Genomic DNA, 11,418 nt, shown 5'->3' on the forward strand with positions numbered 1-11,418 from the left:
GTTATAGTTCCTTTTTTTGTGCCACACCTACTGAATGAAGATAAAGCCTCCGGCGGATGTCACGAATTTTGAATTGTGCGAGCACAATTCAAAATTCGGACGCAATTACGCCAAGGCGAAATTGATATCTTCTATCCTTCACATTATCACAAAATGATGAGCTTTAACACTGCTTCACCTTAAGAAAAACTATCTTCTATATGAATATAATAATAAATCATGCTTGGCGTATAAGCCGTTGAATCTTCATAAAAATACGGTCGATTAATACTATCTGAAGTGTGTGCGCTAACATATGGAACACCATTTTGGATACTAGTCACAATTACGGAATGATCAACTCTTCCATCCCCTTGGAAATCATAAAAAATAATATCTCCAAGTTCTAATTCTTCGGCAGATTGTACACGCTTACCCTTCAACCCCGTTGTAGAACCTTCCAAATACCATCTAAGGGAATGTGCAACAGACCAGCTAAAGCTCCAATTTCCATGTTGAACCCACCAACCTTTCCCTCTGTTTGGAGCACCTCGCATTGGTGCTCCCCCAGCAAGTAAACATTGAGATATATAGTTCGTACAATCAACAGTAAAATTCGGAAATGCTGGATTACGCCTGTTCCACCACAAGTTCGCATACTGTACAGCGGCCTGTCTGTTATACATTTTTGCCACGCTTCCCCTCCTTATGTTCAACATATGTATAATGAGGGGCTTCTATTAGCTAGGTCCTTATTCATAAAAATGTCGAATGTGGTCTTAATTGGTACTATCTTTGCCAATTTTGAGATAGTTTTTGCTACAATAAGGGTAAGGAATTATAGATTTTTATTTTATGAATCAGAAGGGATGTTGAAATTGAAGCAGCATGCTGAGAAAGAAATTATACAACCTACTCTTTTATGCGATAAAAAAGGTAATTTAAATCCAGCTGCCATCGGATTTGCTCGTAAACCTCTCATAAACAGCAATTTAAGTGGCCATATCATGCGCAAAAAGAAATGGAATTATTGGTGTGTCTACGGCGATGAGATCATCTTCTCAGCTACTATCAGCCATCTAGACTACGCAGCGGTCTGCTTCGTCTATTTCCTTGAATATGAAACACAGCGCTACTTTGAAAAAACAATTACAATTCCATTAGGTGGAAAGTTAAAAATGCCTACGCAAGTGCTAGATTCAGTATCCTTCAAAAATAGCGACATGATGATTGATATGACATATGTACAAAATGAAACACATCTATCCGTTTCAATCCCAGACTTCGATGGAGATGTTTTACGTGCAAAGATTGTCATTCAGCATCCGCCTACAGATGAGTCATTGAATGTAGTCATCCCTTGGAACCGTAAAACATTCCAATTTACAGGTAAGCATCATATACTCCCTACTTCTGGTTTTGTGACAATTGGTAATCGCCGCTTTATGTTTTCTCCTGAGGAAAATTTCTCTGTCCTAGAATACAGTCGTGGCGTTTGGCCTCGTCAATCCACATGGCAATGGGGAATGGCCTCACAGCGAGTTCGAGGTAGACGAATCGGACTCAATTTAGGTGGTAAATGGACAGACGGCACTGGCATGACCGAAAATGCTGTTTTCGTTGAAGGTAAAATGACAAAAATACATGAGGATGTACTGTTCAATTATAATCAAGACGATTTAATGCAACGATGGAAAATTAAAACTAAATTCACTAACCAAGTTTCATTAACATTCTCCCCATTTTACGAGCGTGTATCCGTCACAAAAGCTGGTCTCATAAAATCTGAAGTACATCAAATGTTTGGCTACTACGACGGCTCCGTATTACTAGACAATGGCGAAACACTTGTCATCAAACAAATGCTAGGCAGTATCGAAGATAACCGCGTAAAGTGGTAAAAACAAAAATTTAATTGCTTGCTATATTTTTCTCATACTAGGATTTAACGCACTGTTTCGCACACTCTCAGCGCGTTAAATCCTAAAAACCCCTTAAATGGTGATTTTTCTAGAGATTCAGCGGTTTTATCCGTCACTTCGGCTTTTCTTTCCGTTGCTCTGATTCCTATCCGTCGCTTCGGCTTTTCTTTCCGTCGCTCTTATTTCCATCCGTCGCTTCGACTATTCTTTCCGTCGCTCTGACCGTTCTATCCGTCGCTTCGGCTCTTCTTTCCGTCGCTCTGAATCCTATCCGTCACTTCGGCTTTTCTTTCCGTCGCTCTGATTCCTATCCGTCACTTCGGCTTTTCTTTCCGTCGCTCTGACCGTTCTATCCGTCACTCTCGACTTCCTATCCGTCGCTTTGACCATTCTTTCCGTCGCTCTGATTTCCATCCGTCGCTTCGGCTCTTCTTTCCGTCGCTCTGATCTCCATCCGTCACTTCGGCTCTTCTTTCCGTCGCTCTGACCGTTCTATCCGTCGCTTCGGCTTTTCTTTCCGTCGCTCTTATTTCCATCCGTCGCTTCGACTATTCTTTCCGTCGCTCTGGCCATTCTATCCGTCACTTCGGCTATTCTTTCCGTCGCTCTGACCGCCCTTTCCGTCGCTTCGGCTTTTCTTTCCGTCGCTCTGATTCCTATCCGTCACCTTGGCTCTTCTTTCCGTCGCTCTGATGATTCTTTCCGTCACTCTCGACTTCCTATCCGTCGCTTCGGCTTTTCTTTCCGTCGCTCTAATGATTCTTTCAGTCGCTTTGACAGCTCTTTCCGTCGCTCCTTTTCCTATATCAATCCCGACACTATCTTTTCCGGATCATCTGTAAATATTGCCTGTACACCGAGCTGCTGTAATTGCTTTGCGTTCTCGACATCATTAACTGTATAGACACGGACAGTTGCTCCTTCATTAAGAGCTTCTTGAATGGATCTCCGAAATGCTGTAGGTAGGCTGACATGTATAGCATCTGCCGGAATCTGTGCTGTATAGCCGTTAAAATCAACTAAAATTTCCGCAAACAGCGCTGCTTTTTCAATGTATGGTGCTCTTTGTGCGACGATTTGAATAGATTCATGATTGAAGGAGGAGATAATTACTCTCTCTGTCATTTGAAATGCAGCTACCTCCTTAATCACAAGTGCTTCTATCCCGTTATACGGAAATATATCGGTTTTGAGCTCAATATTAATACGGTGATTTGTGCCCGCAAATAGCTCTAAAACGTCTCCTAGTGTTGGTATTCTCTCCTCTTCAAATTTAGAAGAAAACCATGAACCATAATCAAATGCACGGAGCTCTTGTAGCGTATAATCCTTTACGTAGCCAGAGCCGTTAGATGTACGATCGATCGTTTCATCATGAATAACGACTAACTCCCTATCCGCTGTTAAATGAACATCTAGTTCAATTCCTGTAATCGGAAGCTTTGATGCGGCCACAAAAGCAGCCATAGTGTTTTCTGGGTAATGTGCCGAAACGCCTCTATGCGCAAAAATATCCAAATTCGATAACCTCCTATTTCGCTCACCTCTCAACTCGTTAACAGGTGTGCTATTAAATTTCGATTTCTCTTCTCCCTTAATAAGCCTATTACAATTTCACTTGATGGTAAATATTATATATAGTAGTATGAGAATCTACTTGAAAATGTAAGTACTTAGGAGGTGCTAAAAAATGACTGCACAACATCCAGATTTTCAGGCTGAAGTGGAGCGGCTAGCTTACACTAAAAATTACATGCAGCAAATTTTAAATGAGTCACAAAGAGGTTTGCAATCTGCTCAGGAGAATATTCGTAAGTCGATGGCAGATCTTGATTATTTAGATTCTAGTTTGGGCTATATTAATATTTTAGCAAACGCTCGTTTCTTTGAAATGGCTCGAAACCAAAAGGAAGGCTTAGAGGCTATTCAAAAAAAGCCATACTTTGCCCGAATTCATTTTCAAAAGACAGGTGATCCTGAAGAGTTTCTTTATATCGGAAAAACGTCTTTGTTTCATCGAGAAACTCATGAGCCTATAATAGTCGATTGGCGTTCACCGGTAGCAAACGTCTATTATGATGGTCGCCTTGGGGATATGGAATATGATGTTCGTGGAGAAATCCATAAGGGACATCTATTTGCCAAACGCCAATATAAAATTAATGATGGTGAATTGCTCGATATACGGGATATTGATTTAACAACAAACGATGAATTACTGCAAGAAGCGTTAGCTGGAAAAGCAGATGTGCGTTTAACAGAAATCGTCTCCACTATTCAAAAGGAGCAAAACGAAATTATACGGGCACATCTTCGTCAGCCTATTATCGTACAGGGTGCTGCTGGTAGTGGAAAAACAACAATTGCCCTACACCGAATATCTTACTTCCTCTACACGATGGGCGAGCATTTTAACCCTGAGCAGCTTATGATATTAGCACCGAATAAGTTATTTATCGATTATATTGGTGATGTTTTACCAGAGCTAGGTGTCGATAAAATTTGCCAAACTACCTTTACCGATTACGTTCTAGCTGCGACAAAGCTAAAATTGAAACTTCAAAACCCTAATGAACAGTTAGAATCTCTTGTTGCCGGAGAACCCCAACAGGTAGCTTCTTGGATATCTGAAATGAAGGGCTCGCTTTATTACCGTGATGTAATAGAACGATACGTTCAAAAGATTGAGCAGGAAATTGCCAACCAATTTGAGGATGTTTACATTGAAAAATATTGCATTATGCGTGCCTCGCATTTAAAGAAGCTATTTTTATATGAATTTTCTTATATGCCGATTGAAAAACGACTTGCACATATTAAAAAAGTGCTTGCAAGCCATGTCCGTCAAAAGAAACAGGCTATTTTAAATACACTTCATAAAAAATATGATGAAGCACTTGGCAGAGCACTTGATGGATTTCGTGATGATGACAAACGACGTCGTGTTGTCACGAAGTTTATTGATGAGCGTGATGAACGTATTCCTGCTGTTGAGAAAGAGGCAAAATCAACAGCAACAGTTTATATGCGACGCTTTGCTAAACATAACATCAAAACTCTCTATCGTACGCTTCTAACAAATGCTGAGCTTTTAGCAGAGCTTGCTCCAGAATGGCATTATCTTGAGCAACAGCAATTTTTACAGGCACATACTAAAGAACAATGGGTGCTTGAAGATTTAGCGGCACTGTATTATTTACAAGCTCGTATAAAGGGCATTCCAGATGAATGGAAAATGCGAGTCGTTTTCATCGATGAAGTACAGGACTATAGTTTATTTCAACTCGCTGCTTTAAAGACTGGGCTTGAAACAGATATGTTTACGATGGTCGGTGATTTAGCACAAGGAATTCACAGCTATCGTTCCCTTACTGCCTGGGAACCTGTCCAAAATCTATTTCCTAGAGCAAGCTTTAGAACACTGCAAAAAAGCTATCGAACAACCATTGAAATTATGGAGGTTGCGAACAAGGTTTTAGCACAAATGGATGAACAGCTTCCATTAGTAGAGCCAGTAGTTCGTCATGGCAATGACCCTACCTATATACAGGCTCCATCATTTGATGCCCTGCAAATTAAAGAAATTTTTGAAAGCATTCGAGCCAATGGACATCATTCCGTTGCTTTAATTTGCAAGACGACTGCAGAGGCAAAAACAATGCAGCAAGCATTAAAGGACAAAAAAATTGCTTCTCAGCTTCTAACTGAAAATGAGTCCATCAATCAGGAATTATTGCTAGTTGTTCCGAGTCACTTAGCAAAGGGCCTTGAATTTGATGCTGTGATCGTAGCTGCCTTCGATACACCTTTCTACGATACGAAGGTTGATCGCAAGCTACTTTATGTGGCACTCACTCGAGCCATGCATGAGCTTTATTTAATTGGCCCAACAAAAAATACATTTCTATTAGAAAATGAACAGATATAATAAATATTTTCGCCTTGGTGTAATTGTAGCTACCGCTGTCGCTTTGCTACAATCAAACCCCTGCTGAAAGAAGATAAAAAAGTCGCTATTAAAGCGACTTTTTTGCATCGAACATTTAAATCTGATTTATCGATTCCGAGGTGGCAAACGGTAAAACCTCCCTCTGGATAAGTACGCTTTTACAACTTTCCACCATGACCTTGGTGCTTCCCTTGGAGGAGACTTCTTTTTAGGTAGTGCCGGCATGCGCATGATAACGACTCCTTTCATAGGCTTGCTATTACTATATGAAGATAGTTACAAATTTATGATAAAAGGTTTCCTAATAATAGCTTACACAATCACCTTTGGGACTTCCAGTATTTTTTACCAATAATTAGAATTGTAGCTATTTTCTTTACACTGATCTAAAAACAGAAAGAGAGATGTATCAAACATACGATACATCTCCCTTTTTCACTTAAACCGAGTGCTCGGTATACAAAATTTACTACCTTTTAATTTTTCTTGTATAAGAGCTGAGTGGCTTTTACTTTCTTTTTCTGTCCTTTTAAGAAAAATGATACAACGAGGGCAACAATTATAAAGACTAACCCAAGCGTAAATGCCCCTTGGAAACCAGATGTTAAGCCATTTAACTTTTCAACTGGTTCCATTGGATTTTCTGAGCTTTCCATATACTTCGTTGTACCTGTTGTCATTTTCGATATAAATATTGCTGTTCCAATTGCGCCGGCTACTTGCGATAACGTATTAAAGATTGCTGTACCGTGTGGATAAAGCTCTGGTGTCAGTTGATTTAATCCATATGTTTGTACTGTCATGACAAACATGAGTCCAACCATTAATACGCTATGCATCAAAATAATTTGTAGTAATGTTGTTTCTGCGTTAATACCACTGAACAACCACATTGCAAAGGCTACTAGCCCAATACCTGGTATGATAATAATCTTTGGACTTAATTTATCAAATAGTATACCTGCAACCGGCCCCATGATGCCGCTAATAATACTTCCTGGTAGCATGATGAGCCCTGATTTAAAGGCTGTAACAAGTAAAACCATTTGTAAGAACATCGGTAATAATGTCATCGTTGAGAACAAGGACATCATGACGATGAATATTAACCCAACTGATAAAGTAAACATTGGAAATTTAAAGGCGCGTAGGTCTAAAATTGGATGATCTATTTTTAATTGACGAACAATAAAAATGACTAACGCTATAACCCCAATCATTAAAGTGACATAAACTTTCGGATCTGACCATCCTAAATCACCTGAAGAACTAAAGCTATACACAATACCGCCGAAACCTAATGTCGATAAAAGAATTGATACATAATCCACTTTTGGTCGTGTTATCTCAGAGACATTTTGAAGATACTTCATTCCAATTAAAATCGAAATATGGCTATAGGTATAACAAGGTAAAATAACCAGCGCCAACCAAGAGAATCAACGATGATTCCCGATAATGTCGGGCCAATTGCTGGAGCAGACATCATCACAAGTGCGATTAAGCCCATTGTGGCACCACGTTTTTCAGGTGGACAAATTATTAAAATTGTATTCATTAGTAATGGCGAAATTAATCCAGTGGCGATTGCTTGGACAATACGACCGATTAATAAAATAGCAAACGTCGGTGCAACCCCAGCAATCAATGTACCGACTAAAAATGTAATCATGGCGGTTAAGAACATTTGTCTTGTTGTGAGCCATTGTTGAAGTAATGCTGTAATCGGTACTAAAACGCCCACAACTAACATGTAAGCTGTAGAAAGCCATTGAATGGTTGAAGCTGTTACATCAAACTCTCTCATTAGTACAGTTAAAGCATTACCAAGTAATGTTTCGTTTAAAAGCGCGACCATCGCACCTAACATTAATGCGATTATTATTGGCTTATGTCTAATAGTAGAAAGATCAACTTTGCTACTTGTAGAACTCGTAGTCGTCATATTCATTTATTAACTTTCCTCCTGCCGTCTTGACTATCAATACATGTGTATACAAAAGATCACATGTAATATAATATACATTCGTAGATTAAATGGGCAGAATCAATTTTCAACAGTTGTATAAATAAACTACAAAATAGGAGAAGTGTAGATGAAAAGTAATGAGAAACAGCTGGATTTACGTATTAGACGTACACATAAATTATTGTGGGAAGCTTTATTTGAATTAATGACCCAACCAAAACAGAAATATAGTGCCATTACTATTAATCAAATTTGTGATCGTGCAATGGTACACCGAACAACATTTTATCAACATTTTGAGGATAAAAATGCATTATTGGCATTTGGACTTAAACAAACTCAAGAAGAAGCATTGACAGTACCACTTTTAGATCGATTAACGAAGCCATTTCAAGTGACAGAACAATTCTTACGTCATAAAGAGATTGGGAAAATAATAGAGTCGCAAATGGATGATGAACAGTTTATCAACTTTATGACTTATCAAACTCGTGAAATGAAGAAACAAGAAAATGAGGAATTACAACGAATTTGTAAAAATCATACGATACCATCTGAGTTGATTATCGAATTCCACTCAGGTGTCATTACAACATTAAGTACATGGTGGTTACAAAATAGAAAAGATGTTTCGGCAAAAGAAATGGATAGCTACTTTCATGCAATGATCAATCAAGATATTTTTCAATTTGAGAAGGAATAGATAGAGAGGTTTTTGACGGAATAGAATAAGTGAGGAATGATAGCATATCACTCCTCACCCTGCTCTATCCTAGTAAATAATAGTGTAAAGCCTCTTTTCTTTTGGCTGTTTTCGTAAAGATTGTTGCTCTTCAACTCCCATGAAAGAACGTGGTCATCTTTCATTTTCTGTGGTGTAGCGCGGGTTTTGCGCTACATGGATGGCTAACGGGGCAGTTTAGTTTAAGATTTTGTAATTTCAAATGGATAATTTACTTAAAATTGGAACTCCTATTCTTGCCAATCGTATTAAAGTAAAGGGACTATGTCAGTTCAAAGAGATACATATAAAACATAATCATTAAAAGGAGAAAATGAAATGAATATTTATTTAGTAATGTTACCAATGATTAGTATGCTGTTAGGTTTGTATTTAGTATGTCTGGGACTCTGGGAATTAAGAGTTGGTATAGATAGAAAAAGATTTATAACCTTCTCGTTTACAGGGCTATTTTTGATCTTTATATTACCGAATATGTTTGGGTTTTTTCAATTAACTATTAATAACTTTCAATAAATATCTATCTGCTAACTGAACTAACGGGGTGCTTTTGTCAAGAGGAGCAAAGTCTTTTAAGACATTGCTCCTTTTACATTTAAAAGTACTTCTGATAATACTCTTTCCTTAGTCTCCCACTTAATTGAGCGTAGATCCTAGTTGTTTCGCTTCTCTCATGCCCCATAAGACTTTGTATGACTTCTATGGGTGCTCCATTGTTCAACAAATGAGTTGCATAGCTGTGTCTAAGTTGGTGTGGATGAATTTCTTTATTGATTTCAGCACGATTTGATATCCGCTTGATGATGTATCGCATTTGGGCAACACTCATTTTATGTGGCTGCCTTACTGTCACAAAGATGGCAGGATTATTGTCAGTAAGGCTTTCAATAAAACGTTTAAGCCATATGTCACAACGCGTATTAAAATAAACCTCCCTTTCCTTATCACCCTTTCCTCTAACGATTGCGGATTGATTGGACCAATTAATATGGTTCTTTTCTAACGCAACTATTTCTCCAATTCGGCAACCAGTAGAAAACATGATTTCGAAAATTGCTTTTTCCATTGCGGAATGACAGGATTCACGGAGGTGTTCAATCTCCCGTTCGGTTAAATACTTGGGTATCCGCTTTCCTACTTTCGGTTCTTTAATTTTGGAAGTTGGATTCTTACTCAGGTATCCTTCTTCATGAGACCAACGAAAAAATGATTTCATAAAGCGGATACGGTGTGCAAGACTGGCTGGTTTTAAGTGCTTGCCGGATATAGCAAGATATTCCTTCAGGTGATTGGTGTTAAGCAATTCCATCTCTATATCCTTAAAATAACCAATTAATAGAAAAGATTGTAACCGGTAGGCCTTCAGCGTTTGTGGCGAAAAGCCCTCTATTCGTTTATCAGCTTCAAACAAAGTCCATGCTTTTGAAACAGTAACAATTCCATTCCCCCTAAAATAGTAATATAAAAGGGATTATTGCCAACTTAATAGAATTCTAGACATAGGGGCAGGTTAGTTGAAAGAGGAAAAAATTACATGTAAAAACTAAGGCAATACAATGTTAAGATTTGATAGGTAAAGTATTCTATGGAATGAAATAGGAACGGTGGCGTTTCTCCAACAAGTGAGGACGCTTTTTTACTAACGGTTCAGGTTAGTTGAAGAAGGAAATACAAATAAATTAAAGAACATCAAGAATGTATTAATATTAAGGAATCGTGAAAGGTTAAATAAAATTGTATAAATTAAAAATAAATAAACTTATTAATCAATATGACCAGAGGAAGAACTTTTTTGGAAGCATAAATTATGATGAAATAGAGAAAACGGAAAAATTATTAGGGGTTACATTTCCAGAAAGTTATATATGGTTTTTAGTTGAATATGGTGGTGGAGGAAAGGGTTTTGAATTTAGTGACTGTGAAATGATGCTCTCTTATAAACAACGTTTTTCTTCAATGCCGATTGGGTTTGTTATGATCCATTGGTGTGATGAATATGGTTATTGTTTGGATACAAGTAAGCTAAAAGATGGAGAATGTCCGATTATGAACTGGAGTCCATTTGAATCTGCCATCTATCTTTCTAAGCCTAATTTTTATGAGTTTTTCTTAGATGAGATAGAAAATGCAATAGATAATGAATTTTGGGACGAATAAGAATAGACTATTGATGTATCTTTCTTATTGCGTTAACGGGTGCTTTAGTTAAATATTCGATTTTCGAAATATCAAACCTAAAAACAGAGTTGATTCTACACATTTTGTAGATTAACTCTGTTTTTATCTTTTAGAAAACAGCCTTTCTTTTTACTTATTTAAAATCGAAAACGAGATGTATCAAATTACGATATTTCTCCCTTCATGGTGACTTATAACTGTACATAAGCGCTGTAAATTGTGCGCGTGTTAAGTTTTCGTTTGGTCTAAAATTACCGTTTTCATCGCCTAGTGCAATGTTATGGTCTGCTAGAGCCACTCGTCATCCTATAGTTCCTACAAATGCCAAGCGCACATAGAAAAATTCATCAAGGAACCATACAAAGAACCACAAATAAGTTAGTCTACCTAAAATAGATTTAATCGAAGTTACCCCGGTCAGATACCTTTCCTTTCGTATTGGCATTTTAAACTAGGTAGAGATTCTCCATCTATTTTTAGAATATTCATAGGCCGAGAGATTATTTATTTTCACAGAAAAAAAGCCGAGGAATAAATCCTCGACTTTTTCAGGTGCCTAGCGACGTCCTACTCTCACAGGGGGAAGCCCCCAACTACCATCGGCGCTAAAGAGCTTAACTTCCGTGTTCGGTATGGGAACGGGTGTGACCTCTTTGCCATCATCACTAGACTATTTTCG

Annotated in this window: 9 protein-coding genes, 1 rRNA gene and 1 pseudogene; 5 read left to right on the top strand and 6 right to left on the bottom strand. The window is 38.0% G+C overall.

What is annotated here, in order from left to right:
- Positions 1 to 179: 179 nt before the first annotated feature.
- Complete coding sequence (locus ACYQ73_RS27455; protein WP_460015356.1) at positions 180 to 674, bottom strand: amidase domain-containing protein; 495 nt, start codon at positions 672 to 674, stop codon at positions 180 to 182.
- A 183-nt stretch (positions 675 to 857) separates the two neighbouring features.
- On the opposite strand from ACYQ73_RS27455, the gene ACYQ73_RS27460 reads away from it, so the two are divergent.
- Both ACYQ73_RS27460 and ACYQ73_RS27465 read left to right on the top strand, forming a co-directional pair.
- Positions 858 to 1,880: a DUF2804 domain-containing protein gene (locus ACYQ73_RS27460; RefSeq protein ID WP_460015364.1), complete on the top strand. Its 1,023-nt coding sequence runs from the start codon at positions 858 to 860 to the stop codon at positions 1,878 to 1,880.
- A 689-nt stretch (positions 1,881 to 2,569) separates the two neighbouring features.
- Positions 2,570 to 2,743: a hypothetical protein gene (locus ACYQ73_RS27465; protein WP_460015357.1), complete on the top strand. Its 174-nt coding sequence runs from the start codon at positions 2,570 to 2,572 to the stop codon at positions 2,741 to 2,743.
- On the opposite strand, the gene ACYQ73_RS27470 is transcribed toward ACYQ73_RS27465, so the two are convergent.
- Positions 2,703 to 3,419 carry a glycerophosphodiester phosphodiesterase gene (locus ACYQ73_RS27470; RefSeq protein ID WP_460015358.1) on the bottom strand — a complete coding sequence of 239 codons (717 nt, stop codon included), beginning with the start codon at positions 3,417 to 3,419 and terminating at the stop codon, positions 2,703 to 2,705. The genes ACYQ73_RS27465 and ACYQ73_RS27470 overlap by 41 nt on opposite strands.
- A 172-nt stretch (positions 3,420 to 3,591) precedes the next feature.
- On the opposite strand from ACYQ73_RS27470, the gene helD reads away from it, so the two are divergent.
- Positions 3,592 to 5,829: an RNA polymerase recycling motor HelD gene (gene helD, locus ACYQ73_RS27475; RefSeq protein WP_460015359.1), complete on the top strand. Its 2,238-nt coding sequence runs from the start codon at positions 3,592 to 3,594 to the stop codon at positions 5,827 to 5,829.
- 497 nt (positions 5,830 to 6,326) lie between these two features.
- On the opposite strand, the pseudogene ACYQ73_RS27480 reads toward helD, so the two are convergent.
- A pseudogene (locus ACYQ73_RS27480) lies at positions 6,327 to 7,801 on the bottom strand (MDR family MFS transporter).
- A 145-nt stretch (positions 7,802 to 7,946) separates the two neighbouring features.
- Between ACYQ73_RS27480 and ACYQ73_RS27485 the strand changes: the two are divergent.
- Positions 7,947 to 8,522 (top strand): TetR/AcrR family transcriptional regulator, encoded by a 576-nt coding sequence (locus ACYQ73_RS27485; protein WP_460015360.1) that lies wholly within the window; start codon positions 7,947 to 7,949, stop codon positions 8,520 to 8,522.
- Positions 8,523 to 9,156: 634 nt separating this feature from the next.
- On the opposite strand, the gene ACYQ73_RS27490 is transcribed toward ACYQ73_RS27485, so the two are convergent.
- Complete coding sequence (locus ACYQ73_RS27490; RefSeq protein ID WP_460015361.1) at positions 9,157 to 9,972, bottom strand: tyrosine-type recombinase/integrase; 816 nt, start codon at positions 9,970 to 9,972, stop codon at positions 9,157 to 9,159.
- A gap of 323 nt (positions 9,973 to 10,295) precedes the next feature.
- Between ACYQ73_RS27490 and ACYQ73_RS27495 the strand changes: the two genes are divergently transcribed.
- Complete coding sequence (locus ACYQ73_RS27495) at positions 10,296 to 10,718, top strand: SMI1/KNR4 family protein (RefSeq protein WP_460015362.1); 423 nt, start codon at positions 10,296 to 10,298, stop codon at positions 10,716 to 10,718.
- A 202-nt stretch (positions 10,719 to 10,920) separates the two neighbouring features.
- Here the strand turns inward: ACYQ73_RS27495 and ACYQ73_RS27500 are convergent, their stop codons facing one another.
- Both ACYQ73_RS27500 and rrf read right to left on the bottom strand, forming a co-directional pair.
- Positions 10,921 to 11,037: an S-layer homology domain-containing protein gene (locus ACYQ73_RS27500; RefSeq protein WP_460015363.1), complete on the bottom strand. Its 117-nt coding sequence runs from the start codon at positions 11,035 to 11,037 to the stop codon at positions 10,921 to 10,923.
- Positions 11,038 to 11,293: 256 nt separating this feature from the next.
- Positions 11,294 to 11,409, bottom strand: a 5S ribosomal RNA gene (gene rrf, locus ACYQ73_RS27505).
- Between the last annotated feature and the right edge of the window lie 9 nt (positions 11,410 to 11,418).

This window comes from Lysinibacillus sp. CTST325 (assembly GCF_054665055.1).

What these genes read in the sequence shown, in the direction of transcription:
- ACYQ73_RS27485 (WP_460015360.1), top strand. Translation starts at nt 7,947, where the DNA reads ATGAAAAGTAATGAGAAACAGCTGGATTTACGTATTAGACGTACACAT.
- helD (WP_460015359.1), top strand. Translation starts at nt 3,592, where the DNA reads ATGACTGCACAACATCCAGATTTTCAGGCTGAAGTGGAGCGGCTAGCT.